The sequence below is a fragment of the Pelorhabdus sp. sgz311002 genome, from assembly GCF_056134285.1.
In genome coordinates this window covers 1-25,884 of the sequence record NZ_JBWBCL010000018.1, presented here as the reverse complement: position 1 = coordinate 25,884, position 25,884 = coordinate 1, and the positions used below count along the sequence as shown (strand labels likewise).

At 42.8% G+C, this 25,884-nt stretch carries 24 protein-coding genes and 1 rRNA gene; 8 read left to right on the top strand and 17 right to left on the bottom strand.

The features are described from left to right. Positions 1-97 precede the first annotated feature (97 nt). The 6 genes from AC0NJP_RS17955 to AC0NJP_RS17930 form a co-directional block, all read right to left on the bottom strand. A complete protein-coding gene (locus tag AC0NJP_RS17955; RefSeq protein WP_474700679.1) occupies positions 98-3,580 on the bottom strand; it encodes a UvrD-helicase domain-containing protein in 3,483 nt (1,160 codons plus the stop codon). After that, on the bottom strand, positions 3,577-6,711 hold the full coding sequence (locus AC0NJP_RS17950; protein WP_474040695.1) for a PD-(D/E)XK nuclease family protein: 3,135 nt from the start codon (positions 6,709-6,711) through the stop codon (positions 3,577-3,579). The genes AC0NJP_RS17955 and AC0NJP_RS17950 overlap by 4 nt, the downstream gene beginning before the upstream one ends. 79 nt (positions 6,712-6,790) lie before the next feature. Continuing rightward, on the bottom strand, positions 6,791-7,246 hold the full coding sequence (locus AC0NJP_RS17945; RefSeq protein WP_474040696.1) for an N-acetyltransferase: 456 nt from the start codon (positions 7,244-7,246) through the stop codon (positions 6,791-6,793). Between the two features lie 45 nt (positions 7,247-7,291). Then, entirely contained in the window at positions 7,292-7,918 is a 627-nt protein-coding gene (gene nth / locus AC0NJP_RS17940; protein WP_474040697.1) for an endonuclease III, read from the bottom strand. A 90-nt stretch (positions 7,919-8,008) separates the two neighbouring features. Beyond that, positions 8,009-9,367: a DUF711 family protein gene (locus tag AC0NJP_RS17935; RefSeq protein ID WP_474040698.1), complete on the bottom strand. Its 1,359-nt coding sequence runs from the start codon at positions 9,365-9,367 to the stop codon at positions 8,009-8,011. 23 nt (positions 9,368-9,390) lie between these two features. Next, the gene (locus AC0NJP_RS17930) at positions 9,391-9,660 is read right to left on the bottom strand and encodes an ACT domain-containing protein (protein ID WP_474040699.1); all 270 of its coding nucleotides are present in this window, start codon (positions 9,658-9,660) and stop codon (positions 9,391-9,393) included. A gap of 241 nt (positions 9,661-9,901) precedes the next feature. Between AC0NJP_RS17930 and AC0NJP_RS17925 the strand changes: the two genes are divergently transcribed. Then, positions 9,902-10,120, top strand: coding sequence for a DUF896 domain-containing protein (locus tag AC0NJP_RS17925; protein ID WP_474040700.1), 219 nt, complete (start codon positions 9,902-9,904; stop codon positions 10,118-10,120). Between the two features lie 14 nt (positions 10,121-10,134). Continuing rightward, positions 10,135-11,301: an MFS transporter gene (locus AC0NJP_RS17920; RefSeq protein ID WP_474040701.1), complete on the top strand. Its 1,167-nt coding sequence runs from the start codon at positions 10,135-10,137 to the stop codon at positions 11,299-11,301. 38 nt (positions 11,302-11,339) lie between these two features. Here AC0NJP_RS17920 and AC0NJP_RS17915 read toward each other — a convergent pair whose 3' ends face one another. From AC0NJP_RS17915 to AC0NJP_RS17905, 3 genes are all read right to left on the bottom strand, one after another. Further along, on the bottom strand, positions 11,340-11,726 hold the full coding sequence (locus tag AC0NJP_RS17915) for a DUF1540 domain-containing protein (RefSeq protein WP_474040702.1): 387 nt from the start codon (positions 11,724-11,726) through the stop codon (positions 11,340-11,342). A gap of 47 nt (positions 11,727-11,773) precedes the next feature. After that, a complete protein-coding gene (locus tag AC0NJP_RS17910; RefSeq protein WP_474040703.1) occupies positions 11,774-12,013 on the bottom strand; it encodes a hypothetical protein in 240 nt (79 codons plus the stop codon). 61 nt (positions 12,014-12,074) lie between these two features. Beyond that, entirely contained in the window at positions 12,075-13,400 is a 1,326-nt protein-coding gene (locus AC0NJP_RS17905; protein ID WP_474700678.1) for an APC family permease, read from the bottom strand. 153 nt (positions 13,401-13,553) lie between these two features. Here AC0NJP_RS17905 and AC0NJP_RS17900 point away from each other — a divergent pair, with 153 nt between their 5' ends. After that, the gene (locus tag AC0NJP_RS17900) at positions 13,554-14,954 is read left to right on the top strand and encodes a [Fe-Fe] hydrogenase large subunit C-terminal domain-containing protein (protein WP_474040705.1); all 1,401 of its coding nucleotides are present in this window, start codon (positions 13,554-13,556) and stop codon (positions 14,952-14,954) included. An 84-nt stretch (positions 14,955-15,038) separates the two neighbouring features. On the opposite strand, the gene AC0NJP_RS17895 is transcribed toward AC0NJP_RS17900, so the two are convergent. From AC0NJP_RS17895 to AC0NJP_RS17875, 5 genes are all read right to left on the bottom strand, one after another. Beyond that, positions 15,039-16,700, bottom strand: coding sequence for a uridine kinase family protein (locus AC0NJP_RS17895; protein ID WP_474040706.1), 1,662 nt, complete (start codon positions 16,698-16,700; stop codon positions 15,039-15,041). An 81-nt stretch (positions 16,701-16,781) separates the two neighbouring features. Continuing rightward, complete coding sequence (locus AC0NJP_RS17890; RefSeq protein WP_474040707.1) at positions 16,782-16,964, bottom strand: hypothetical protein; 183 nt, start codon at positions 16,962-16,964, stop codon at positions 16,782-16,784. Positions 16,965-17,041: 77 nt separating this feature from the next. Continuing rightward, the gene (locus AC0NJP_RS17885; protein WP_474040708.1) at positions 17,042-18,286 is read right to left on the bottom strand and encodes a pyridoxal phosphate-dependent aminotransferase; all 1,245 of its coding nucleotides are present in this window, start codon (positions 18,284-18,286) and stop codon (positions 17,042-17,044) included. Between the two features lie 86 nt (positions 18,287-18,372). Next, positions 18,373-19,593 (bottom strand): aspartate kinase, encoded by a 1,221-nt coding sequence (locus AC0NJP_RS17880; protein WP_474040709.1) that lies wholly within the window; start codon positions 19,591-19,593, stop codon positions 18,373-18,375. 146 nt (positions 19,594-19,739) lie between these two features. Next, positions 19,740-20,135 (bottom strand): class II SORL domain-containing protein, encoded by a 396-nt coding sequence (locus AC0NJP_RS17875; protein ID WP_474040710.1) that lies wholly within the window; start codon positions 20,133-20,135, stop codon positions 19,740-19,742. Between the two features lie 338 nt (positions 20,136-20,473). Here AC0NJP_RS17875 and uraA point away from each other — a divergent pair, with 338 nt between their 5' ends. Then, a complete protein-coding gene (uraA, locus tag AC0NJP_RS17870) occupies positions 20,474-21,724 on the top strand; it encodes a uracil permease (protein WP_474040711.1) in 1,251 nt (416 codons plus the stop codon). A gap of 99 nt (positions 21,725-21,823) precedes the next feature. Here uraA and AC0NJP_RS17865 read toward each other — a convergent pair whose 3' ends face one another. After that, positions 21,824-22,318 (bottom strand): YajQ family cyclic di-GMP-binding protein, encoded by a 495-nt coding sequence (locus AC0NJP_RS17865; RefSeq protein ID WP_474040712.1) that lies wholly within the window; start codon positions 22,316-22,318, stop codon positions 21,824-21,826. Between the two features lie 25 nt (positions 22,319-22,343). Beyond that, positions 22,344-22,595 carry a hypothetical protein gene (locus AC0NJP_RS17860; protein WP_474040713.1) on the bottom strand — a complete coding sequence of 84 codons (252 nt, stop codon included), beginning with the start codon at positions 22,593-22,595 and terminating at the stop codon, positions 22,344-22,346. A 177-nt stretch (positions 22,596-22,772) separates the two neighbouring features. Between AC0NJP_RS17860 and AC0NJP_RS17855 the strand changes: the two genes are divergently transcribed. The 4 genes from AC0NJP_RS17855 to fba all read left to right on the top strand — a co-directional run bounded on the left by AC0NJP_RS17855 (position 22,773) and on the right by fba (position 25,650). Next, positions 22,773-23,138: a hypothetical protein gene (locus AC0NJP_RS17855; RefSeq protein ID WP_474040714.1), complete on the top strand. Its 366-nt coding sequence runs from the start codon at positions 22,773-22,775 to the stop codon at positions 23,136-23,138. Between the two features lie 82 nt (positions 23,139-23,220). Continuing rightward, positions 23,221-23,688: a hypothetical protein gene (locus AC0NJP_RS17850; RefSeq protein WP_474040715.1), complete on the top strand. Its 468-nt coding sequence runs from the start codon at positions 23,221-23,223 to the stop codon at positions 23,686-23,688. A 17-nt stretch (positions 23,689-23,705) separates the two neighbouring features. Further along, positions 23,706-24,656 (top strand): RluA family pseudouridine synthase, encoded by a 951-nt coding sequence (locus AC0NJP_RS17845; RefSeq protein ID WP_474700677.1) that lies wholly within the window; start codon positions 23,706-23,708, stop codon positions 24,654-24,656. A gap of 64 nt (positions 24,657-24,720) precedes the next feature. Further along, complete coding sequence (gene fba, locus AC0NJP_RS17840; protein WP_474040717.1) at positions 24,721-25,650, top strand: class II fructose-1,6-bisphosphate aldolase; 930 nt, start codon at positions 24,721-24,723, stop codon at positions 25,648-25,650. Positions 25,651-25,794: 144 nt separating this feature from the next. Here the strand turns inward: fba and rrf are convergent. After that, a 5S ribosomal RNA gene (gene rrf / locus AC0NJP_RS17835) occupies positions 25,795-25,884 on the bottom strand; the annotation flags it as partial.

Here is a 25,884-nt window from a genome sequence, read left to right as displayed (position 1 = left end):
AACGCTAATGAAAACGCTACACTATTACCGTTTGTTCCATTCATCTGTCACTATGAAATAAAAAAAGAATGTGTCAAACACTATCCGCCTAGCTTTTTTACTCAGCGCTTGGACAAAAATACCGATGCAAACAATAAGGACAATTTTGCTGCCGACAAGAATACTTTGCTTCTTCACGATGACGAAGCAGAAAAGTACAATCCTCACGCAGTTTTTCCTCAAACTCATTCACTGAGATGGGATCAACTTGTACTACAGTGTCTGTTTGCAAAAAGTAAAGTGAAGCGCTTGCGACGTTTTTGCAGCGTAGCTTTGCTGCTGCCCAACTATAAAGTTGCAGTTGAAATTGATAATGTTCGTTCCAAGGAGTGATCCGTGTATCACCGCAAGCATCCGTTTTAAAATCGACAATTTCCAAAGCCGTTTCTGTTTCAACTAGTCGATCAATGGCACCACGAAAATAATAAGGCGGTGAACCAGGAAGCGCCGTAGTAAAGTGCCATTCATTGTGATACGTTCTTGCCAAATCCACCCTAGCAAAAGAGCTTTTGCAGTAAGCCTCACAGAGGGGGAGAGCGGCCTCAAATAAAGCTTCATGCAACTCTTCTGGCGCTGTAAACTCTACGGCATTTTTTAAAGAAGCTGCTAGTGGCCCTTGACGATATAGTTCGATAAACTTATGAACACAGCTTCCCAGCAACGCCGCTGGTACTGCTAGTTTCGCTGTCTCTCCCCCTAGGGAAATATTGAAAGCTTCGCTAACCAGGAATTCTCGTTGATCAGGAATCTTTGCAATATAAGAGTAATAGTAAGCCCGCGGACAAAATTGATACTGGCCTAACATTGCAGCCGAGAAAAACGGCTCAATGCCTGCTTTGTCACTGTGCAGCGGCTGAAGATTTTGTTCGACCCAGGCTAAATCTACTGTTTTATCAGACAAAACGGAACTAGCTTCCGCCTCTATAGTCATTTCCTCTGGTTCATAAAAATGCAGATATAGCAGTTCATCGGCAAGTGAAATCACTTTATTATCTACCGAAATTACCGCAAGATTCAAAGCTTTTAACAGCCATTGATGCCAGCTATTCAATTCACTATAATTTTTTTCACTAATATCTTTTATACCTTTTTCATCATGAACTGAAGATAAAATAAAATAATCTTTGGCCCGTGTTTGCGCCACGTAAAATAGCCGTTTTAGCTCCCATTTTTCCTGTAAGCTGATCTTTTCTTGCAAAGTAAGATATAAGCTATTCATCCCCCAAGAACTCTTCGCAGCAACAGCGAATTGTTCATCTGCTGTAAACAACAGCTTAGAAGCCGAATTTGTAAAGCGTCGCTGCAAATCAGGCAGTATTACAATCGGATACTCCAACCCCTTGGATTTATGAATTGTTAAAAGCTTTACCGTATTGCCTGACTCGCTTTCGATCTGGGCCTCGGCTTCCTGTGTTTCCTGCCGCAGCAAGTCATCAATATACAGCAAGAAGTCTGATAAACAAGCGCCTTTCGCCGCCTGAGTCGCCACTAAGGAACAAAACTTATCGACATTGGCGGCTTTTTGTTGTCCCATAAATTGACTAAATAAGAATTCACGATAATGAGTTGCTGCAAGAGCCTGCTCTAACAGTTCCGGTACAGGCAAAAAACCACGAGAATTTTTCAGCTTCACTAATAACGCTTTGGCTGCTTCACAAACACGTTTTTCTTCGTCTGGCAAGTCGAAAAGCTCCTCAAAATGAAGCAGCCCTTGCCACAAAGATGAATGGTTCTTTCGTAAGGCAAGCAATGTCATATCTTGTACACAAAAAAATGGGGAACGCAGCAAACCAATAAACGCCTGTTCGTCATAGCTATTTTGCAATACACGCAAAAGATGAATGAGGTCAATTGCTTCCTGTTTCGCAAAAAAGCCGCGTCCCCCCACTACGTAATAAGGAATCTTGGCCTGTCGCAAGGCCTCTTCATATAAAGCAATATCCGTAAATGCCCGCAGCAAAATCGCCATATCACCATATTTAGCGGCTCTAAAACATTGCGCCGCTTCATCATACACTCTTTTTTCACTAGTCAATTCTTTGAGACGCTTGGCAATCATAGCCGCCTCTAGCTGCCGGTCGGAAAGCTCTCCCTCTTCTGTTGGCTTAAAAGCAATCAGCCATTCGACGAAATTCTCCTGGCCATCACAAGTTTTATGCCCCTTTGTGGGCTGAAAAGAAACGACGGTATCACCAGCAAACAGGCGATCAAAAAGCTGATTTCCGAAAGCAACTAAGCGGCTTTGTGAGCGAAAATTCGTATCCAAAGCCAGCGAGACACCACCACTCGCTTCGATTTCTTTTCGTACTTTTTCAAAAACCTGTACGTCAGCGCCACGAAACCGATAAATCGACTGTTTTGGGTCCCCCACAATAAACAGTTTATGGCCGTAAAGTATTTTAGAATCTCCGCCAGCCAATAAATAAACAAATTCTCGCTGCCGATCATTGGTATCTTGAAATTCATCGACCATCAAATAACGATATTTTTGACAATACTTTTGGCAAATATCAGGATACTCTTTCAAAAGCTGTAAAGTTTTCAACTCCAAATCAGCAAAATTAAGAGATTGCTGCACCGTTTTCGCCTGATTCCATACATTATGAAGCTCTTGATAGAAAGCGGCCAGCGACGGAATTAATATTAAAGCAGTTTGACAAGCCATCGTTGCCGCCAGAAGCCCTAGCGCCTCTTCCATTTCTTCTTTTGCCGCCTTGGCGTCGCCGCTTAAACGAATGTTTTTTAACGTTTCCTTCACTTCGCTTTGCCAAAAAGACAAAAAATCAGCGTCAAGCAGCTCCAATTTTTGTGCAATCATTGCAAGCTTCTCGCCAAGACATTCCAGCTTGCCGCGCCCGGCTGATCCAGCTTTTAACTCCCCGGCATAGCCAACCAAAGCAGTAACGCTTTGCAATAGTGCTATTTTTCTAGCTGCCATTTGTGCAATTTCTGCTTCATAAGGTGCCGCTAACTGTGTTGACAGCTCTTCATTCAACCAACCTGCCGCCTGCAATTCTTCACATAAAGGCGGCAGTTCTTTATATAAAGTTCTCAAAGAAAACTCTTGCAGTAAACTAGCTAACCAAGGTGATTTTCGATCAGCCGCCGCTAAAATGACTGTTTCAACCGTCTTTTGTAACAGGACTTTATTTTCGCTATCTTCCATAACGGAAAAATTGGGATCAAGACAAGCTTCTACGGGGTTTTCCCGTAAAATTCGGCCGCAAAGACTATGAAAAGTAGAAATAGGCGCATATTCCAGACGACTCTTTTGAGTATTCCAATAGGCTCGTTCATCCCAAGCACTGGCAGCCAATTCTTCTATTAACGAAACGCGCAAACGCTCGCGCATTTCCTTGGCCGCTTTTTTCGTAAAAGTAATGGCAATAATTTCTTCACAGGAAGCTTTTTTTTGCCTAAGAATATTCATATACCGTTCGACAAGCACCCTCGTTTTACCAGCGCCAGCGCCAGCGCTTACCGCCACATTTCGATCTAGTGTCAAGATCGCTAACTGTTGTTCCGGCGTAAACTGCTTCATAAGGCACCTCCTTGTCGGCAAATTCCTTGTCCTAAGCAATAATTAGAACATTGCTGCGGCATGGCGGGGAAAAAGCCAGCGTCAATCTGTTCCGTAATTTTAAACAGCTGCGCCGTAAATTCTTCGTAAAAATTATGCCAATCGTCTTCTGACAACAAACATTGACTGGAAATTTTTATGGAACCGAACTGATTTTTACACTCAGACCGCCACAATCCATCTTTAATCAGAGCACCTTCAATGGAATAATAAGCGCCGCCTATAACACCTTGTGTCCTAGCTGTAAGCAGCTCGCTTACAGCTAAAATATAAAGTGGTAATTGCAAGTCCGTCTTCGCTTTAAACGTATCTTTGGCCGCAGGAACCGACGACTTCTTATAGTCATAAACAGCATAACGCTCTCCCGTCGTATCAATCCGGTCCACCTTACCACATAAAGCTAGCTCATCATTCTCTCGCTTTAAAATAAGCGGCATTTCTAGCGAGGCAGCATCAGAAGCAGGCTGCAACTTGAGACCAAAGCTCCATTCTAAATAAGCAGGACGAAGCGCCAAATCAGATTCGCTCTGTTTTGCTACTTCATAGGCCAACCATTTCTTCAAAGCATCCGCCATCGCATTAGCCTCATAAGGCCATAATTTGCCGCCAGAAAACCGACCTTCCTGCTCACTAAGGTTACGCATCTGCGCAAAATCTGCTAATAGTTCTTGTTCATACTTGTCTATCTCAGTTGCCACGAGCTTTTGCTGACGATATCGCCCCATAAACTGTGCTAAAGTACGATGATATAGTTCGCCTGCGGCTGTAGCTTCTGTCGTTTCCCCAGCCTCCTCGATCCGTTCCGGCTGAAGTAAATATGTCAAGAAATAGGCAAAGGGACATCTAACATACGTTTCAAGCTGCGAAACGCTCCAAATCTTTGACCGGATTGCCTCTTGTTGCCACTTATGCCAGTTTGGTACAAAACCGCCAAATAAACTTTCTTGGTCATGTCGACGACTTTCTGCCGCCCCTTCATTCCTAATTACACTCGGTAAAGGAAACCGTAGGAGTAACGCTTCGCCAATTAGTCGTTCGTCTTCTGACAACAGCTCGCTGCGTCTTTGCCACAAAGCCTTGCGTTGTAGTTGCCTCATGCTATAAATTTCGCGGTAATCGTCAGGGAAAATTTCATCAATGGCAACAGCACGCTTGTTTTTGGGTGGAATCTCTGTTAAACGATCGATTTCAGCCAAAAAAGGTGAAGGAAGGGTTTCTTGATTTTCAATGCCGCTCACATATAGACGTTCTTTCGCCAAAGCAACGGCTACCGTAAAATAAAACTTCTCCTCTTCCCGCCGTTTTGCCGCTGTGGGCAAGCTGACGCCCAGTTCATTCCAAAGACGTCTTTCGTGATCATTGTACAGCCAATTCTCCGGCACGGCTTTGGGAAAATGGCCTTCGGTCAGTCCTAGCAGACATACCGTAGAGAAGGTAACGCCTCTTGCTTCAGCCGGACTGAGTACTTGAATTCCACCGTAAAACGGCTCTTCCAGCGTAATGTTCTGCAAGCTGAAAAACTGGCTTAATAGCTTACTATATTCAGCCAAAGTCAAGCTTGATTCCCCTTGCCCCACAGCAACTAATTCTTCCGATAAAGTATCTAGACCACTAATAATTGCCTTGTAAGACAAAACAGCCGCTTTAAATCGTTCTAGCGGTAAACCCTCGCGATAGAGTCGGCCTAGGCTAGTAAAAGGTACAAGCTCTATCATTAACGTGCTCAAAGTCGCGCCGAACTCTTTAACTCGAGCCCTTTGAGGCATCGTTTTTATGATTTCATAAAGTGTTAGAAATCCTTGTCTTTCTTTGGGATAAGCTTGAAGCCATTTAAGCCAATCCTGCCATTGATAAAGACGTACTCCTGCCGCTTTTTGCAGCAGTTCTTCCCTGTCCCAGCCATATCGATTGGCTATAAAGGCAGAGTCTAGTAAAGTTTTTACGCTTTGTTTCGACCCACCGTCCATATGAGCCGCAATAATATCAAAGAGCAGTTTTAGCAGCGGTTGGTTCATAAGCGGCTCATCGCGTCGACGGTCTAAGGGAAGGGAAAGTTCCTTACATAAGGCAAACAGCCCAGGATATTTTTCGTCACTGCGAATCAAGATAGCAATTTCATCAGGTCGTTTACCGTTAATCAGCTGCTTTTTTATATAGCTGCCGACAAGTTCCAGTTCCTTGGCTTCATGGGGCGCTGTCACGAGTTCAATACAAGGAGCCGCGACTTTTTCTATAGACTGTTCCGTAAACAAAGTTTGTATAAGCGAGTTAAGACAGTCACTGCGGTTTTGCTCCGATGATAAATCGACCCATTCCACGGCAAAACCAGCCCCAACTAAAAAAGTATAGGTTCTTTCTACAGGACCATAAATTTCGGGCCGATTCTTCTCATAGGCAAGGGCAATCTTTAGTTCACATTGCTGTCTTAATACATCAAGAAGTTCTTGCTGCAAGGGAGTAAAAATATAAAATTCACTAAAGTACAAAATCTCATAAGTAAACAGTTCGGGCTGATCACGTAACGCTTGACTTGCTAAAAAATAGGATTCTTCTAAATCAAGCAGCTTATATTCGTCTAGTTTCTGTTGATATTTTTGGTAAATAATCGTCAGTTCAAAATCTTTTATGTGAGTTTCTGGACTGCCTTCTTTCGCGGTTATCGCAGCCAGCCACTCCGCAGGGCTGGTAGCGCTTCGCTTAATCTCGCCAATCAGACTAGTAATTGTACGAATAAAGCCAGGGAACGACCTCATTTCCTGGAAATAATGCAGTTGTCCTTCGCCGATCAGATCGTCAATAATCTGCTTTACCAAACACTCCTGAGCCATGCGACTCATTGCCCGTCGCTCAATAGCGGCCTTAGCAAGAATCTCCTGTACGAGAGTGTCAAAAGCTAGAATTCGCACTCGTTCCAAACAAGCTGGATCTTTTGCAAGCACTTCACGCGATGCTTGTTCAAATAAAGTGGAATTAGGCAGAATAAACAACTTATTTCTAGTTTCATTGCCATAATCGCACCCCTCTGCCAACAGCTCTTGCAACATACGCTGGCGGTAGGATTGCCCGATAGGCAGACAGTATAAGGTATGCACAAAGCCCAGCTCCTCTCGCGAAAAAAACCTGCCTTGTTGCTGGCAGGATTTTTCGTTTGTTTATGCTTCGTATTTCATTTTATTCTAATGGTAAAACCATAGCAACTTCATCACAGTTAGGAAATTTAGGACAGTTGATACAGTCCTTCCAAACCTTATGGGAAAGACTTTCTTTCGTCACCTCGGTAAAACCAAGTTTACCGAAAAATCCCGGTTGATAGGTTAAAGTAAATACTGTTTTTACGCCATACTCTCTGGCCTCTGCTACTAAACGCTGAACAATTTCGCGACCAATTCCCTGTTTTTTCACATCAGGCGATACAGCTAAGGCTCTTACTTCTGCTAAGGCATCCCAAACCATGAGCAATGCCCCCACGCCAACAACTTGACCGTTCTCCTCTGCTACAATAAAATCACGCAGTGTTTCATAGAGAACATTGCGGCTTCGTCCTAACATAAGACCCTGTTCGGCATACTCATTAATCAACTTATGCATTTGTTCCACATCACCAAAAGCGGCTTTGCGATACAACATGGAAACTCCCCCTTTATAGCGGCAAAGTGATTTGCCTTTCTCATTTTAACGTATACTACTCGGACATAAATCTGTTAAGGGACAAGCCGCACATAGTGGTTGACGAGCCTTACAAACCTTACGGCCATGCCAAATCAACCAGTGATGCGCATCGCCCCATTTCTCCTTAGGAATTGCTTTCATAAGACCTTGTTCGACAACTAGTGGCGTATCTCCTACAGCTAGTTTTAAGCGATTTGCCACACGAAACACATGGGTATCTACAGCAATTGCCGCTTTACCAAAAGCGACACTCAGCATCACATTCGCCGTTTTTCGGCCAACGCCGGGTAAAGCAAGCAGTTCGTCAAACTGATCTGGCACCTGACCTTGATGCTTCTGACATAAGAGCTGACAAGCAGCTAAGATGTTTTTTGCTTTACTATGAAAGAGACCGCAGTCGCGAATTTTTTCTTCCAACTCGCTTTGTGTTAAACTTAAGATTTTTTCCGGTGAGCTATAAGCGGGAAATAGTCGTTTTGTAATCATATTGACGCGCACATCGGTACACTGTGCTGATAAGATAACAGCAATAAGCAGCTCAAATGGCGTGGAATATTCTAAAGCCGTTTCAGTATGGCCATAAACATTCTCAAGCCGCTCTAAAATTTCACTGCGAATCTTTTTATTCATTTTCCCACTGCCTTTCTCCTTTATCTGATGTCAACTACAGAAATAAAAACTGCTCCACCTCGAGAGGGAAGCAGTTTTTACCACAGCTGGTTAGTTCGTCAGACTCCGTACAGGTGCCGGTATGCGGCCGCCTCTCGCAATAAATTCATCGCTCTTAAAGGTATTCACTTTTAAGATCGGACTATGGCCAAGCAGACCGCCAAATTCCACATGATCGCCTACCCCCTTGCCAGGAACAGGAATCAACCGGACAGCCGTTGTTTTATTATTAATCATGCCAATCGCAGCTTCATCGGCAATAATCGCCGATATAGTCGCTGCCGTCGTATCACCAGGAACAGCAATCATATCAAGACCGACCGAACAAACACAAGTCATAGCCTCTAGCTTTTCTAGCGATAAACTGCCTTTTTCTACGGCGTCAATCATACCGGCGTCTTCACTAACCGGAATGAAAGCGCCACTCAAACCGCCAACATAAGAAGATGCCATCAAGCCACCTTTTTTTACAGCATCATTTAATAAGGCCAAAGCTGCTGTCGTACCAGGAGCGCCACAACTCTCCAAGCCCATTTCTTCGAGAATATGCGCTACGCTGTCCCCTACCGCTGGCGTCGGCGCTAAGGACAAGTCAATAATTCCAAAGGGAACGCCGAGACGACGTGAGGCTTCCTGCGCCACAAGCTGTCCCACACGAGTAATTTTAAAAGCTGTCTTTTTAACAGTTTCCGCGACAACGCCGAAATCACAGCCTTTAACTTCCTCCAAAGCTCGTTTCACAACGCCAGGACCGCTAACCCCTACGCTGACTACCATATCTGGCTCGGACACGCCATGGAAGGCTCCGGCCATAAAGGGATTATCTTCTACAGCATTCGAGAAGACCACAAGCTTAGCACAGCCAAGAGCGTCACGGTCTTTTGTTCTTTCAGCTGTTTCTTTAATAATTTCTCCCATTTGCTTCACGCAGTCCATATTAATACCGGCTTTCGTCGAAGCAAGATTTACGGAAGAACAAACACGATCCGTAATACTTAAGGCTTCGGGAATTGAAGCAATCAGCTTGCGATCCCCCGGCGTATAGCCTTTATCAACAAGGGCCGAAAAACCGCCGATAAAATTAACGCCGACTTCTTTCGCCGCCCGGTCAAGAGCCTGTGCCACAGCGACATAGGAATCGGCTTTGCAGCCTTCAGCCACAATCGCAATCGGCGTAACAGAAATACGCTTATTAATAATTGGTACGCCATATTCCGCTTCAATCGCTTCACCCGTTTTGACTAAATGCTCCGCCCGGGTCGTAATTTTATCATAAATATTTTGACAAAAAACCTTTAAATCACTGGAACAGCAGTCACGCAGACTAATGCCCATAGTAATCGTTCTTACATCAAGATTATTTTCTTGAATCATACGATTCGTTTCTAAAATTTTCTGTATGGTAAGCACAATAGCACCTCTTATCTCTCGCCTTAAATAGTATGCATGCTTTTAAAAATATCCTCATGCTGCGTCCGAATATCAAGGGACATAGCCTTGCCTTCCGCCGCTAGGATATCTCTTAATTCCACTAGACTGCCAACCATTTCTGTTACATCGACAATCATAACCATATTAAAAAAGCCTTCCACAATGTTTTGATTGATATTTAAGATATTAGCTTTTTTTTCGGCGAGTATGGTACTCACTTTGGCAATAATACCGACACGGTCTTGACCTACAATTGTAATTACGGCTTTCATCTAATTCCCTCCAAAATGCCTTTCGTAATTGCGCTTTCCGCAGACAAATGTGTTATTTTAAAACGATGACTTTATTATTATACTTGCTTTTCAGCAAAAACCATAGACTTTTTTGTATACTTATTTTATTTTTTTCTTGAATGTTTACCTTGGGGCCATTCCGCCTATAGATATGACTTGCTTAAAGTACAGTCATTTGATAGTATTTGTAAGAAAGAACTTGTAAAAAAGAGGTGATCGAATGATAACTCCGGAAATCATTCAGCGAATTAATGAATTAGCAAAAAAGCAGAAAGAATCTGGTTTAACGCCAGAAGAAAAAAACGAACAAACGGCCTTACGCCGCCTTTACCTTGATTCCATTAAGGGACGGCTTAAAGAAGAGCTGGCCGCAAGAAATATTAAACCAAAACAAGCGCATCATGTTCACGGTCCTCACTGCACCTGTCATCATCACTAAGGAAGGGGCATTCTATGCAAACGCAATCTCGCTCGATTTATCTCCCCTTATTGACGGCAGGTCATTTTCTAAGTGATTTTTACGCGAACTTTCTGCCAGCATTATTACCGCTTGTCATTGCTTCGCTGCACTTATCGTTAACATCTAGTGGTGTTCTCGTCATGGTTTTTTCCGCAGCCTCTAATATTCTACAGCCTATTTGCGGATTTTATCTTGATAAAACGGGGAAAACTACGTTTATTCTACTCACTCTTCCCTTAAGCGCTTTTTTTATTTGTACAGTAAACTATATTTCTTCTTATAGCATGCTGCTTTTGGCCTTACTTTTTTCGGGCGTAGCGTCTTCTTTTTTTCATCCGCTTGCGTCACTTTTGTTAAGTAAAGTAACAAAAGAAAAAAGTAAAAATCTATCCATGTCGATTTTTATTGCCGGCGGTAATTTCGGCTTTGCCTTCGCACCGGCAATTATTATTTACTTTCTCCTCGTTTTTGGTTTTTCCTCTCTTCCGTGGCTGATGGTTCCTGGTTTTCTCTTAACAGCCTTGTATCTTAGCTGCGGCGTCCATAAAATTGATATCAAAACACATCAGACACCGCTAGCCACAGCAACCAAAAAACGACCTTGGTATACTTCGCCGGATCTGTTAAAACTGAATCTAGCCATGGGACTTAGAGCTTGGCCGCAAGTAGCCATTCCGACCTTTCTGCCAATCTTTTTAGCCCAAAAGGGACTTACTTCAACGGATTCCGGTCATCTATTAACCGTTTTCTTAGTAGGCGGCGCTGTTGGCGGCCTCATTGGCGGTTATATGGGCGATCGCTTTGGTCGCAAAATCAGCACAGTAGCAGCCCTGGCCCTATGCCTGCCCGCCTCTTATTTTTTTATTACTGCCTCTGAAATAACGGCTTTGACCTGGATCTGTCTGGCTATAAGCGGCGCCACACTGCAAAGTCCGCTCCCCTCTTCCATCACCTGGGCGCAGGAACTTTTGCCAGAAAACGGCGCTATGGCCTCAGGTATGATGCTAGGACTGGCTTTCGGCCTTGGCGGTCTCGGTGCCGCTTTGACTGGTTATCTTGCCGATCTGACCAGCTTAAAACAAGCTTTTACGTTAACGCTATTTGCTTTACCAAGCGCGATAGCCTGCACCATGCTCATTCATAACAAACCAAGAAACTAAAAAAATCCTTCCGCCTTAGAGGCTGGAAGGATTTTTTTCTAATGTTTCGCTTCAAAGGTTTCACAATCTGTATCTTGTGTCTTACCGGCATTGCGTCCGGCAACTTGAATTTCCCGCGCTTCACAGATATTTTCTCGCGCCCAATGGCGACAATTATTCACAAAACATTCCACATTGGGAGTAATCTGTGTTTCATCCATAAAGGCCGCTGATACAGTCCCGGCAATGTTTGCATTATGAAGTGCGCCAACGGTATCACCAATTGTTTTACGACTATGAAAGGATTTGCACTGCGTATCCTGGCAATTCTCAGACTGGGGCTTCTCCTCATCATTATAAATACTAATACGGGAAGCCATACATTGATCGCCAGGCATAAAATGGGTGCATTGATCTACAGTACAGGTCACTAACGGATTCGCCATGCTATCACCCTTTCTTTTTTTCTTAGTGTCTGTCCTTTCCTGTTACTTTATTCAGCAAGTGACAGAGAACTTAAATTTTTTAAGGGAATAGCGATCCGCTGATCATTGCGACAGTAAGGACAGTAAAAAAGATGCACACAACTTCCTTCACTATCCTGCGACGTATAGGGACTGTAGGGTCCGTAATAATCGACAAGCCGCCCTTGATTTACCATAATCTGACCACAATAATCGCAAGTAACGAGCTTAGATTCTATGCCATTGCAAAGAGAACAAAAGGTTTCCATTATGCCGCCTCCTGCTCTCTAGACTATCCAAAAAACAACCTTTTATCCATCGTGCTAAAACTTATGCGTTGTCACGCCGTTTCAGCCAAAAATAAACAGGAATTCCCAGACAAGTTACGCCGATAGAATACAAACAATCGGTGGTGCTGCTCACCAAAGTACTGCCCACAATATAGATAGACCCCAAAATAGCAATCAGGGGAACAATTGGATATAAGGGAACACGATAGGTCAAATGAGAACTTCCTTTTCGGCAGCGAAGAATAATGACTGCTAAAAAGGCCAAAATATAAAACAGCCAAATTGCAAACATCGCTAAATCAGTTAACCGATCGGGATCACCGGCCATAACGAAACCAACTGCCATGATTAGCTGAAAACAGCCAGCGTTGACCGGGCTGCCCCACTTAGGATGCACTTTTTTCAAAACAGAAGCACCAGGTAATTGATTCTGCTGCGCCATAGCAAAGGGTACTCGGGCATTCGTCATAATATAGCCATTCAACGCACCAAAAACAGACACTAAAATTCCTAGATTAATGAGCAGACCGCCGTAGTTGCCAAACAGCACTATAGCCGCCTGCCCAGCAGCCTTCGTACCGAAAGCAACAATATCAGCAGCTGAGAATAATTTGAGTAAAGCTAGATTCACAAATAAATAAGCAGCAATCACAATGCCTAAACCAAGAAAAATTGCTTTGGGCAATTCTCTAGCGGGATTTTTCATTTCCCCGGCTACATAAGTTACGCCAATCCAGCCGTCATAAGCCCAGAGAGTGGCAAGTACAGCCGTACCCATACCGCTGGCAGACGACAAACCGCTCGGCATAGCCAAAACATTACCTGTTCCCGTCAAAATACCACAAAGCGCAATGAGTACAATAGGTACCAGTTTGCCGATTGTCGCCGCGGTTTGAATCGCGCCGCCATATTTAGAACCTAACGCATTCATGGCCGTCAAAAAAATAAGTACAGCTGCCGTAAGCGGCGTCTTGTAAAATTCCGGCAGATCTAAAAAGGGACTACACAAGGAAGAAAAATAAAGACCTAAGGCAGCAATCGTAGCCGGGCCATAAACAATCGTCTGCATCCAGCCAAACAAATAGCCAATGACCTTACCATAAACTTCTCTTAAATAAGTATAAAGACCGCCCGTTTTGGGAATTTGCGCGCCAAGCTCTGCAATGGTAAGACCTGCGGCTAAAGTAATCAAACCGCCTAATCCCCAGGCAATGAGCGCCTGAGTCGAGTCACCTGCTGCTGCAATAACTTTGCCTGGCTTCATGAAAATACCAGATCCAATTACCATACCAATCACAAGCATAATCGCGGAAAAAAAGCCTAATTCTTTCTTGAGTTGATTTTCTGTCGTTTGCTTTTCTAGCACAAACACACCACCAATTTATATCGTTTTTTAGTAGACCTTATTTACAATAACAAAATTACTTTTATTACGCAACAGGAAAACCGATGAAACGAAGAGTATTTTATAAGAAGCAAAACTAATCTACCGCAACTGTGGTATAAAAAGAGGTGCTTTATGTCAACAAATCCAACGTCCTTAACACTTCGCCCCCATATTCTCTATCAAGTCGCCAAAGCGGCTTGGGAGGGCACTTTGTACCAAAAAAGCGATGAATTAACCGCCTTATTGCAAGATGAATATAAAGACAAATACACAAGAAAGCAAGTAGCCAATCAAATTCGCAGTGCTATGGGTCTGCCGCCTCATGACAGTGATCAAATTACCGGCCCGAACGATGAAGAAGCTCTTATGGGAATCAACTATGACCCAGTTTGGATCACTGATGCCGACGCCTGTTCCCACTGTGATCCTGATGATCGGGCCTGTATTGCCGCTTGCGCCACAAAAGCCATTACGACGGATGAACAAGGGCGTATTCAAATTGATCAAGATAAGTGTATCGGCGACGGTTTATGTGTTACCTCTTGCTCTTTTGGCGCATTAGCAGAAAACTCTCAATTTGTGCCGCTCATTAAACTACTAAGAGAAAGCCAAGCGCCAGTATACGCGTCTGTAGCACCAGCCTTTGCCGGTCAGTTTGGTCCGGAAGTCACGGCAGGAAAATTACGTTCGGCTCTTAAAAAAATCGGGTTTACTGATGTCGTTGAAACAGCGCTCTACGCCGATTTACTAACCATGAAAGAAGCATTAGAGTTTCACGAGCATGTTAAAGAAAAAAATGATTTTCTCATTACTAGCTGTTGCTGTCCGGTCTGGATTAAACTCATTGAAAATAAATTTCCTGAACTGATTGATAAAATTTCTCCTTCCGTTTCGCCAATGATCGCATCAGGTCGTGTTATTAAAGAGTTTACGCCTGAAGCCAAAGTAGTATTCATTGGACCTTGCATTGCGAAGAAGCAGGAAATCCTCATCCCTGAGCTGCAAGGCGCCATCGACTTTGTATTGACTTTCCAAGAGCTTAAAGCAATCTTTGATGCCGCTGAAGTAGATCCTGCCAAAGAAGAAGATCATGAGAATCCACAAGCTTCCTGGGGCGGTCGCGTCTACGGCCGGACCGGCGGCGTAAGTGAAGCCGTAGCCACAACGGTGGAACGGCTCGTACCGCAGCGAGCACAAAAACTGCAGTCCTTAAAAGTAGATGGGATTCCTGAAATTCAAAAATTATTAGAAGCGCTTAAAACCTCTGGCGCTCCGGAAGCAAATTTTATTGAAGGCATGGCTTGTAAAGGCGGCTGTGTTGGCGGGCCAGCGCGGATCATTCCGCCTGATGCTGGCACTGAGTATGTAAATGACTACGGAAACGCTTCTCATGCTAAAACACCCGTAGAAAATACCCAGGTCTATGCAATTCTTAGCCGCTTTGGCTTACAAGAAGGCACCGTACCCGATTTAACAACAGGCGAAAGCGCTATGTCAAAACTGCTTAGCCGCACCTTATCACCGAAGAAATAACTAATTTCAATAAATTCTTATAGAAAAGGGATGTCTCGCTACGAGACACCCCTTTTTTTTGCTTGTTATACTCTGAATATATTTTTAGGACTTGCCAAAAAAACAGGAACCGCCGATAAATTCTCGTAAAATCGAATTCGGTGGAACTGCGTCTTCATCTATTCCCACGAAATAAGATAAAAAGTTAAGTAATCGCCGCGCCTCCGTATATTCAGCAGCCTCGGAAGAAATTTCTTCCAATAAGGGAACGGCATATTTCTTTAGTATGGCCAATTCATAAATCAGCGAAGAATTAAACATTACATCAGCTCGTTCTTGAAACGGGAAAATATTTTTTTCTTCGCCACGCCGCACGGAAGACCACATCTGTAATGATCGGAGTGCATTGTGGCCGCGAAATTCATTATCCCGCACGATTCGCCTAAGCAGCCTGGCATCGGTTGTCGCCACACGGTGATGCCTGTCAATTGATAACTGTGTTAAAGCACTTACATAGATTTTAATTTTATGTTGTCTAGCTACCGATTGTGTGAGCCGCTCATTCAGACCGTGAATGCCTTCAATAATCAAAGGTTGATCTGGCTCAATCTGTAAAATTCGTCCATTATATTCGCGAAGTCCTGTGAAGAAATTAAAAGTTGGTACTGCTACCGCTTTTCCCGCTAGCAACTCAGCTAAATCTTTATTAAATAAAGCAAGGTCAATTGCCTCGAGGCTTTCAAAATCGACCACACCCATTTCATCAACTGGCGTTAAATCGCGCTCAACAAAATAATCATCAAGCGAAATCGGCACAGGTCTAAGACCATTTACCCTTAGCTGCACACCGAGACGTTGGGCAAAAGTCGTCTTACCTGACGAAGAAGGCCCAGCAATTAAAATGACCTTGACTTGATGAGCATGGGCGGAAATAAAGTCGGCAATCTGAGCTATTTTCTTTTCATGGAGCGCTTCTGCTACATGGATTAAATCTTGTGCCTGCCCCTCTAGCACTTGTTCATTTAAGGAAACGACATAGCTACAGTGCATAATCCGGCCCCACTCTTCAGCTTCTAAAAAAACTTCTGACAATTTTGGCTGAGGAACAAAACGCGGTAATGTATCAGGCGCCTTCGCTAAAGGGTGTCGAATAATCAGACCTGGCTGCCAAAACTGCAGTGCGAAGAGCTTCAAATAACCGGTGCTAGGCACAAAAGCGCTTGAGTCATACTCCATAACATCGCCACAGGAAAAAATCTGTACGAAGGGAGCATTTTTTTGCTTCATCAATTTTACTTGTTCTTGTTGCCCTTTTGCTGTGAAAAAGGCAATTGCTTCAGCAAGTGGGACTTGGCTTCGCAAAATCGGTCTATCTGCCGCAACAATTTCTTGCATTTTTTCTTCCAGTACGGCCACATCTTCCGCCGTCAATTCCTCGGCCTTATGAATTTCACAATATAGGCCATTACTGATTGCATGCTCAATTGTGACATGAGCGTCAGGAAAGATTTCCGAAACAGCTACAACCAACACGAAAGCCAAGCTGCGCTGATAAACGGCAATCCCCGCTTCCTGGGTCATATCGATAAAAGAAATCTCCTTACTCTCTACAATGTCTTGTTGCAAAGCAACTAGTGTATGATCTACAGAAGCAGCGACAATCTGTGCTGCATAACCAGCTTGTTTTTTTCGGCTTAATTCTAATAAATTGAGCGGACAGGTATATTCTTCTTGTTCGTTACCATGTCTAAAAATAATGTGCTTCATTTTCTTCTCCCCCATCGCATCAAAGCTAATTTCTTTAAGATCCTAAAGAAAAAAGATGAACCCTTGACAGGGTTCATCTTTTTACCAGGACCGTAACAGCCTCAAAAGACGATACGCGATAATTGCCAGAGGCATGCGCCGCATGGCAAACCGCATGCCCAGCCACACTAAAAATAGCGATCCGACAACATGAAGCAGCCAAAAACCACTCTTCGGAAATTCAAATATCGTATCGTCTACAATATTATCATTATAATATCCCATAGGAAGCCTCCTCACCTAAAATCAGATTGCAATTTTAGTATATCCGGACAGCCGATTCTTACCTATGGATAAAACTTCTATTCAGACGCTTTCACAGCTTTAGCAATCTTAGCAGCCATTCCGACCATTTTTCCTTTAGGGACGGCGCAAACAGCAATACGAATGCCTTTTGCCATAGGAACACCAAAAATATAATCATTTTTCAGTAATTCACAAGCCTGTTGCGCATCTTTTGCTGGAATCGTCAAAAAGAAGCCAGCGCGATAAGGCAGCATATATAATCCAGCCGCTTTCGCTTCAGCCATAAAGAGATCCGCTCTATCTCGAATCATATGATACAAGGCGGATCTTTCGGTTTCAACTTGCGCTAACAGACTTTTATCATTATAAATATTCGCAAGCATCTGCATGGCACTGCGGTTAATATTAGACCAAGTGGCCCGCGAAGTATATTGATTTACATCAACAAATTCTTGAATCACGCCTTTATCAGAAGAAAGACCGATCATCGCGCCTACACGCTGTCCATACATGGTATAACCTTTCGACATGCTAAAGCCAAAGACAGTTAGGATATTCTTCGGCAGTCCGCCAAATAGACTCATAAAAGAGCGGGTTTCATTCTTTTCACCAGCATAATCAATATAGGCAATATCAACAAGTAAAATAATATTTTTATCAGGATCTTTCGCCATTTCTTTCAGGCACGTAAGAACATTCTGCCACTCGTCATTTGTCAGACTATAGCCAGTCGGATTATGAGCCGGACTATTAATAATAATAATTAAATTTTTCTGCTTTGCCAGCACTTCTTTTACTTTTGTCTCAAATGCGGCAAGGTTAAACTGCAGTTTGTCATCAAATAAAGTGAAGGTATCTAGTTTCCGCAGCATATCTTTACAAAGCACATTATAAGGTCCCCAGTACCAGTCTGATGTTAAAACAGTATCTCCCATTTCGGAGTAATTCCAAATTGTATGATGAATGACGCCAGAGCCGCCTGAAGTAGCAATTGCGTCCATATAGCCGTCTGGTTTATGATCTTCAAAAGTAAGAGCTGTCGCGGCTTCCAAATAACTTGGTAAACCAGCGATCGGTGCATAAGGCACCACATCTTTCATGGTTAACGCACGATAAGCTGTTTCCACTGCTGGCAGACAAGCGAGTTGCTCCTGATCATTTAAAATTGCCCCAATTGTAGCATTGGCTACTTTCTCTTTCCCCACCTCAGAAACCGCTTTTACTGCTGCAGCATTCGCACCAAAAATATTATCTGTTGCACATTTGCCTTTTGCATGATTCGCGGCAATACTATATGTCACACTAAATCCCCCGCTTTACTAAAATTCCGTTATTTTTTTAATTATAGCGATTTTTCAAAATATTGTCAATGAACACGATTACAGTCTTATTCTTTGAAAAAAGCTTGGTGAATCGCATTGACTGCTTCTGCTGCCATATCCTTTTCCACAAGACAGGAAATACTAATTTCGGACGTACTAATAACACCAATGTTAATTCCCGCCTTGGCCAAAGCGCCAAACATCGTAGCAGCAATCCCAGGAGATCCAAGCATTCCCGCACCAACAGCCGATACTTTCGCCACATTTTCATCAATCGTTACGCCAAGGGCGCCCATTTCTTTCGCCACACTTTCTACTAGAGTGCGACAGGCGTGCACATCCGTAGCAGCCACAGTAAAGAGCATATCAATAATGCTTTTATCAGAATTACGTACACTCTGTACAATCATATCAACATCAATATGGTGATTGGCTAATTCCGAAAATAATTTATAGGCAACGCCAGGCTGATCTGGTACACCAAGAACAGCAACCTTTGCTACGCTTGTATCGTGGGCTACGCCACGAATAATAAACTCTTTTTCTTCCATTGTATATCCCTCCCTGATAATGGTTCCTTCCTCTGTCGTAAAGGTAGATCGTACATGAATCGGAATTTGATACTGCATTCCCATCTCCACTGATCTAGCCTGCATAACGCCAGCACCAAGCCGCGCCATTTCCAGCATTTCATTATAAGTAATCTCTTTCATTTTTCGGGCACTTTTTACGACGCGCGGATCAGCAGAATATACACCATCCACATCAGTAAAGATTTCACATACATCAGCTTGCAAGGCTCCTGCCAGAGCAACCGCCGTTGTGTCAGAACCCCCGCGGCCTAACGTCGTCAAATCGCCTGCTGGATTCAAACCTTGGAAACCAGCCACAACTACAATTTGATCTTTGGCCAGTTCTGCCATAACCCGCTCAGTATCAATCCGCAAAATTTTCCCCTTGCTATAAGCATCACTTGTATGAATTCCCGCTTGCGCTCCTGTTAAGGAGATTGCTTTATGTCCTAACGTGTGCAGCGCCATAGCTAAAATGGAGATGGAGACTTGCTCGCCTGTAGTTAACAGCATATCCATCTCCCGCAGCGAAGGTTGATCCGTAATCGCCTTAGCCAAATCAATGAGTTCATCTGTTGTATCTCCCATAGCTGAAACGACAACAACAATGCGGTCGTCAGGCTTCTTCTCTGATACAACGCGGCGCGCAACAGCCAGCATTTTTTCTGGTGTGGCAACGGAACTTCCGCCGAATTTTTTTACAATAAGAGCCATTTCGTACCTCCTAAAACCGGAATTGCATATCACAAAGAATTAATATTCTCTCTAAAAGTACAAACTCCTCCTTGTAGTGGATATATTCAAGTAAAGCCTAAAAAAATAGCCCCGGCTAAGCCGAGGCTATCAAAATGACTGGTACCTTATGCTTCTACTGTAATTTCCTGCGAGCTTTCCCACAGTCCATGAATATTACAGTAAGAAGAAGCTAATAGCGTCCCTGAAGTAGTTAATTTCACAACAACTTCTGAAGTTGGTTCCGTATATGCTGGCCCTTGATTTGCACCTGCTACAGCCTCACCATGGGCATTAAAGTCAAAAGTTCCTAATTCATAAACAAACTTTCCATCTGCTGGTTTGAAAAATAGCTTAATCCAACGGATATGATGTTCCGTCGTATTCGGATGGGCAATTTCTTTGCCTACAGAAAGAGTAATTTTTACTTTTTCACCAGCTTTAACGCTGGAAGGAGCTTCAATGACCGGAACGTGTTTTTCAGCTTTCCATTCACCACTTTGTACTACATCTGCCAATTTCATAAGTCTAAACCCTCCTTAAAAGTAACTATCTGATATTTCTGTTTTACCTATTATAGGTATTCCCTAAAAAAAACAATTCTCCTCTAATTTTTTAGTGTATTTTTATAATAATTTTTATTAAAAAACAATCACTAATAATTTTTTTGCTTTTAATGTTAAATTTTCTGGACAAAACTGCTGTTTTATGATAAATTATATAAAAATAGTAGCCTTTAAATTAGTCCAGAGAGACTGATAAGGTACACATGAGTTGGCTTCGGCCAGTGCGTGTAACTACCAGCCTCTTACATCAGTAAGAGGCTTTATTGTGTGCCAAAAGGATGTTAGGAGGAAACAATATGAACAAAAGAGTCATTGATACCCAGGAAAAACTTCCCCTTTTAACGACTCTTCCCCTCAGCTTACAGCATTTATTCGCCATGTTTGGTGCAACGGTCTTAGTCCCAATTTTATTTAAAGTTAATCCCGCAACGGTTCTCTTATTTAATGGGATTGGCACACTTTTGTATTTATTTATTTGTCAACGTAAAATTCCCGCCTATCTTGGATCAAGCTTTGCTTTTATCTCGCCTGTCTTCGCTGTTTTGCCTAATTACGGCTACGAAGCCTGCCTCGGTGGTTTCATCGTAGCTGGTCTGGTCTTTACTGTTGTCGCCTTAAGCTTAAAGGTCATTGGTACAAAGTGGATTGATGTGGTTTTTCCACCTGCCGCTATGGGCGCCATCGTAGCTGTTATTGGCTTAGAACTTGCGCCTGTCGCCGCTGACATGGCTGGACTCACGGCAAAAACATTAGATCCCAAAGTAATCATAGTATCAATCTTTACACTGCTTTTAACCATTTTCGGTTCTGTCTTATTCCGTGGGTTCTTTGCAATCATCCCTATTCTAATCGGTGTAATCGGCGGCTATATCCTTGCCGCTTTCGTCGGACTTGTTGATCTCTCGCCAGTAGCTAGTGCGACCTGGTTTGCTCTACCAACATTTTATACTCCGACCTTTAACTTTAATGCCATCGCCATTATCTTGCCTGCTGCTCTCGTAGTCATTGCTGAACACATTGGCCATCTCATCGTAACAGGAAATATCGTCGGCCGTGATCTAACGAAGGATCCTGGCTTGGACCGTTCGCTTCTTGGCAATGGCTTATCAACCATGATTTCAGGCTTCTTCGGTTCTACACCAAATACCACCTATGGTGAAAACATCGGTGTTATGGCCATCACCAAAGTATACAGCACCTATGTCATCGCTGGCGCCGCAATTCTGGCAATTCTCTTGTCCTTTGTCGGTAAACTAGCTGCCATCATCCAAAGTATCCCAGCGCCAGTCATGGGCGGGGTATCGCTCTTACTCTTTGGTGTAATTGCCGCTTCTGGTATTCGCATGCTCGTAGAAACAAAAGTAGATTACAGTAAAGCAAGGAACTTAATTTTAACAGCCGTTGTTTTAATTATCGGCGTAAGCGGTGCAGCAATTACGATTGGTACCATTACCTTAAAAGGCATGTCTTTAGCTACACTCGTCGCCATTATCTTAAGCCTTAGCTTCCGCCTTCTTGATTCCCTTGGCTTAACGAATGAGCCCTAAAAATAAAGAATAAATAGAACGTTTACATGAGTTCTCAGATAAGAAAAGGCAGTTGACCTTGTTTTAGGTCAACTGCCTTTTTGCTGCTCATTTTTTTTATTACGATCTGAAGTTAACAAACTGCAAATCAATATCAAAATCCTGCTGCTTTAACATGGCAATGACATTCTGAAGATCATCTTTATTTTTACCAGAAACACGGATCTGGTCTTCCATAATCTGCGCCTGTACTTTGAGCTTACTATTTTTGATCGACTGAATTACATCTTTAGCCTTTTCTTTACTGATCCCCTTTTTTAAGGTAATCACCTGACGCACACAGCCCTGTGATGCTGGCTCTACTTTCCCATAATCAAAAACTTTCAAAGAAACATTTCTTTTTACTGCTTTGCTCTGAAGTATATCGATAATATTTTTTAGCTTCATGTCATCATCAGCTACAATTTTTATGGTTTCCTTTTCCAACGCAATTGTTGATTTACTGCCGCGAAAATCAAAGCGTTGACCGATTTCCTTCACCGTCTGATTTACAAAATTATCAACTTCCTGCATATCAATATCAGACACAACATCAAAAGAACAATCTTTTGCCATCAATCAATTCCTCCTGAAAGCACTTTTATTTTTTACTAGTAATTCGTATAGTCGTACGAGCGAGTACATAAGAGAAAGCAAAAACCCCGCCGACAGTAAAAAAGAAGGCCGTCGGTTTAATGAATAGCAGGTCAGAGCTTGCCAGCAAGCTAAATAGCAACGCTGCCGTATACGCTAAAAATAACTCACCATAACGGGGATTGGTCATGCGAGGCGCCATAAGCAACCAAACAAAAAAACCGATTAAAATAATGTTACTATTTTTTATAAAATCCATGAAAAACTCTCCCTATCCGCCTATCTTTCACTCAAAAGTTATTCGCAACAACGAGGGCAAAATCCTGCTGAATCGGCAAAAAGTCACGAACGTTATGTAATAAATGTTCATAGAATACACCAAGTAATGAGCTAAATCACTTCATTTTTGCCTAAGAAATAAAGGAGGCTATAAATTATGGAAGGAAAGTATCCCCATTGGTATCATGACCATGATATGGGGCATATGGACGATTGCTGCGAATATGAGGAAAAAGATATGATGTGTGAATATCCGATGCCGCTTCCCATGCCCAAAGTAGCAAAAATGTCTTGCCGCGAAACTTTTAAAGACCGCCTGAATTGCCTGCTTGGCGATGAAATTCTCTTTTCTGTTTGCGGGCCTGTAGGAATTTGCAAAAGTCGTGCGGCCTACTGTGGAACTTTATGTTATATTGGTGCCGATTTTATTATTGTAAATGTAAATTATCGCCGTCGTGCTGTTTCTATGCATATTCCCATCTGTATGCTTACATTTATTGCACCTTACAAAACCTGCTGCTAAATCCCTTCGCAAAATTCCACCATGCACACAACCTTCGACGCCGCATAAGATATAGCAATTGCAGAAGAAGGGGTGTTTGGGAATGAAATTTCGTGAAAAAAGGCCTGTTACGCTTGATCTTGACCATATGAAACTCTTGCACTCAGAAGCAGCCGAACAGCTAGAACTCATGCAAACCGCTTTGCAATCAGCCCAAGTCACAGCGGGAACGATGCGTGATGCTTTAGATCAGATTGCAGTCAATCACTGGCATTCCTATCTTGACATTTTACACATGGTTAGTCTGCATGATGAATCTTTTGCTGCCATTCTTCAAAAGGCGAATCTGATTTTCCGACAAGATGAAACGCGCGATGAACCAGAAGAAAATTTAGGCGATTTTAGAGAACCGCTTTCTCTGCTACTTTTATCCCTGATCCGTCGGCACCGCCGCTTTGACCGTGTTTATGCATTCCGTAATAATCCAATGGGCGACTACTTAAAAGAATCTTTAAAAACGGAACGACAGCACGTTGCTGAACTAATCGAGATGGTGCAGACGCTTCTCTAAATTCGCCAAACTGCCTAATGGCAGTTTTTTTATATCTTATAAGGCTAGAACAGGATATTTCGGCAAATAACTCGAATCCTATAATCATGCTAAAATTTATCGTAAATTATTCCTTAAATGAAAAACCCTTAACAGTGAAAGACTATGTTCGATATCATTTAAAATTTTCCCTAACAGCCTGGCGCAAACTCAAAGCGTCAGGCTCTATCACGCTAAACGGAGAGACCGCTTCACCAATAAGTTTCGTATTCCCTCAGGATATACTCCTTCTCAATATGCCCACGCAAAATACACTCTTACCAATAGCTGGTCCCTTAGCAATCTGCTATGAAGACGAATACTTGCTCGCTGTAAATAAACCGAGCGGACTATTAGTCCATCCGACTTCTACCTTACATGAAACTACGCTGGCTAACCTTGTACTGTACTATTATCAACAGCAAGGTCTCCTGAGCGATTTTCATCCAATTCATCGTCTGGACCGTAACACATCAGGTCTACTGCTTATTGCCAAGCACGCTTACATTCAGCAGTTGTTAGCAACAAGCTCTTTAAAATCAATCGCGCGACAGTACTTAGCTCTAGTTACAGGTGAATTAGATTGCTCTGGTGAAATTAATGCTCCCATTGCGCGAAAACCTGGTAGTATTATTGAGCGAACCGTTTCTCCTAATGGGCAAGAAGCTCTGACCCATTACGAAGTAGTACAAACCTATCGCAATGCAACCTTACTTCGCCTAATCCTGGCAACAGGGAGAACGCATCAAATCCGCGTCCATCTTTCCCATTTAGGCTATCCGCTCTTAGGTGATGATTTATATGGTGGTCAGCGTACTATTATACAGCGTCAGGCGCTCCATTCCGCCTCATTAACCTTCCCCCATCCTATAACAAATGAAATAATACGACTATTCTGCCCTATTCCACCGGACATGCTGCAAGCAATTCAAAAATTGCAGCGGAAATAGGCGTCGCCAGCACATGCCAAATTGTGCTATAATAAAACAAGTATTGAAAATTAGGAGGGATATTATGCCATTAGTTACCACAAAAGAAATGTTTGCTAAAGCTTACGAAGGTCAATATGCAGTTGGTGCCTTTAATGTAAACAATATGGAAATTATCCAGGGAATTGTCGATGCGGCCAAAGAAGAACAAGCTCCGCTTATTCTTCAAGTATCTGCTGGCGCCCGGAAATATGCCAAACATATCTATTTAATAAAATTAGTTGAAGCTGCACTAGAAGATTCCCAGCTCCCAATTGCTTTACACCTTGATCACGGCGAAGACTTTGAAATTTGTAAATCCTGCATCGATGGCGGCTTCTCTTCCGTTATGATCGATGGTTCAAAACATCCTTTTGAAGAAAATATTGCACTTACTAAAAAAGTAGTAGAGTATGCTCATGCGCACGGCGTCGTTGTTGAAGCGGAACTCGGTCGTTTGGCCGGTGTAGAAGATGCTGTAAAGGTTAATACCAAAGATGCTACTTATACCGATCCAGACCAAGCTAAAGAATTTGTAGAACGAACTGGTGTAGATTCTCTAGCCATTGCAATCGGTACAAGTCATGGCGCTTATAAATTTAAGGGTGAACCAAGCCTTGATTTCGAACGTTTAGATATCATTTCAAAATTACTGCCGAACTTCCCGCTCGTCCTTCACGGGGCTTCAACAGTTCTGCCTGAATTCGTAAAAAAATGCAATGACTTTGGCGGCAATATTCCCGGAGCACAGGGAGTTCCCGAAGATATGCTACTCAGAGCTAGTAAATCAGGCGTATGCAAAATCAACATTGATACTGATCTACGTTTAGCCATGACGGCTTCCATTCGTGAACACTTCATTAACAATCCAAGCGACTTCGATCCGCGCCAATACTTAAAACCAGCGCGCGAAGCAATTAAACAAATGGTAAAACATAAAATGAAGAATGTATTGAATTGCAGTAACCGCCTGTAATTCAATATATAAAGGAACGATCTGCTTACAATATAAATTGTAGGTAGATCGTTTTATTATTTTACCACTAAAACTACTTCTTGCTTTTGATGTGCTGTTATATGATAATACAAAAAACCACTTCGTAAAGAAGTGGTTTTTTGAAATCAGCAACTATCTATCCTCCCAGGCCGTCGCCAGCCAAGTACTTTCGACGTATATGGGCTTAACTTCTGTGTTCGGGATGGGAACAGG

Coding starts and splice junctions, on each gene's coding strand:
- AC0NJP_RS17955 (WP_474700679.1), bottom strand. CDS start 3,580: ATGAAGCAGTTTACGCCGGAACAACAGTTAGCGATCTTGACACTAGAT.
- AC0NJP_RS17945 (WP_474040696.1), bottom strand. CDS start 7,246: ATGTTGTATCGCAAAGCCGCTTTTGGTGATGTGGAACAAATGCATAAG.
- nth (WP_474040697.1), bottom strand. CDS start 7,918: ATGAATAAAAAGATTCGCAGTGAAATTTTAGAGCGGCTTGAGAATGTT.
- AC0NJP_RS17930 (WP_474040699.1), bottom strand. CDS start 9,660: ATGAAAGCCGTAATTACAATTGTAGGTCAAGACCGTGTCGGTATTATT.
- AC0NJP_RS17925 (WP_474040700.1), top strand. CDS start 9,902: ATGATAACTCCGGAAATCATTCAGCGAATTAATGAATTAGCAAAAAAG.
- AC0NJP_RS17920 (WP_474040701.1), top strand. CDS start 10,135: ATGCAAACGCAATCTCGCTCGATTTATCTCCCCTTATTGACGGCAGGT.
- AC0NJP_RS17915 (WP_474040702.1), bottom strand. CDS start 11,726: ATGGCGAATCCGTTAGTGACCTGTACTGTAGATCAATGCACCCATTTT.
- AC0NJP_RS17910 (WP_474040703.1), bottom strand. CDS start 12,013: ATGGAAACCTTTTGTTCTCTTTGCAATGGCATAGAATCTAAGCTCGTT.
- AC0NJP_RS17900 (WP_474040705.1), top strand. CDS start 13,554: ATGTCAACAAATCCAACGTCCTTAACACTTCGCCCCCATATTCTCTAT.
- AC0NJP_RS17895 (WP_474040706.1), bottom strand. CDS start 16,700: ATGAAGCACATTATTTTTAGACATGGTAACGAACAAGAAGAATATACC.
- AC0NJP_RS17890 (WP_474040707.1), bottom strand. CDS start 16,964: ATGGGATATTATAATGATAATATTGTAGACGATACGATATTTGAATTT.
- AC0NJP_RS17880 (WP_474040709.1), bottom strand. CDS start 19,593: ATGGCTCTTATTGTAAAAAAATTCGGCGGAAGTTCCGTTGCCACACCA.
- AC0NJP_RS17875 (WP_474040710.1), bottom strand. CDS start 20,135: ATGAAATTGGCAGATGTAGTACAAAGTGGTGAATGGAAAGCTGAAAAA.
- uraA (WP_474040711.1), top strand. CDS start 20,474: ATGAACAAAAGAGTCATTGATACCCAGGAAAAACTTCCCCTTTTAACG.
- AC0NJP_RS17865 (WP_474040712.1), bottom strand. CDS start 22,318: ATGGCAAAAGATTGTTCTTTTGATGTTGTGTCTGATATTGATATGCAG.
- AC0NJP_RS17860 (WP_474040713.1), bottom strand. CDS start 22,595: ATGGATTTTATAAAAAATAGTAACATTATTTTAATCGGTTTTTTTGTT.
- AC0NJP_RS17855 (WP_474040714.1), top strand. CDS start 22,773: ATGGAAGGAAAGTATCCCCATTGGTATCATGACCATGATATGGGGCAT.
- AC0NJP_RS17850 (WP_474040715.1), top strand. CDS start 23,221: ATGAAATTTCGTGAAAAAAGGCCTGTTACGCTTGATCTTGACCATATG.
- AC0NJP_RS17845 (WP_474700677.1), top strand. CDS start 23,706: ATGGCAGTTTTTTTATATCTTATAAGGCTAGAACAGGATATTTCGGCA.
- fba (WP_474040717.1), top strand. CDS start 24,721: ATGCCATTAGTTACCACAAAAGAAATGTTTGCTAAAGCTTACGAAGGT.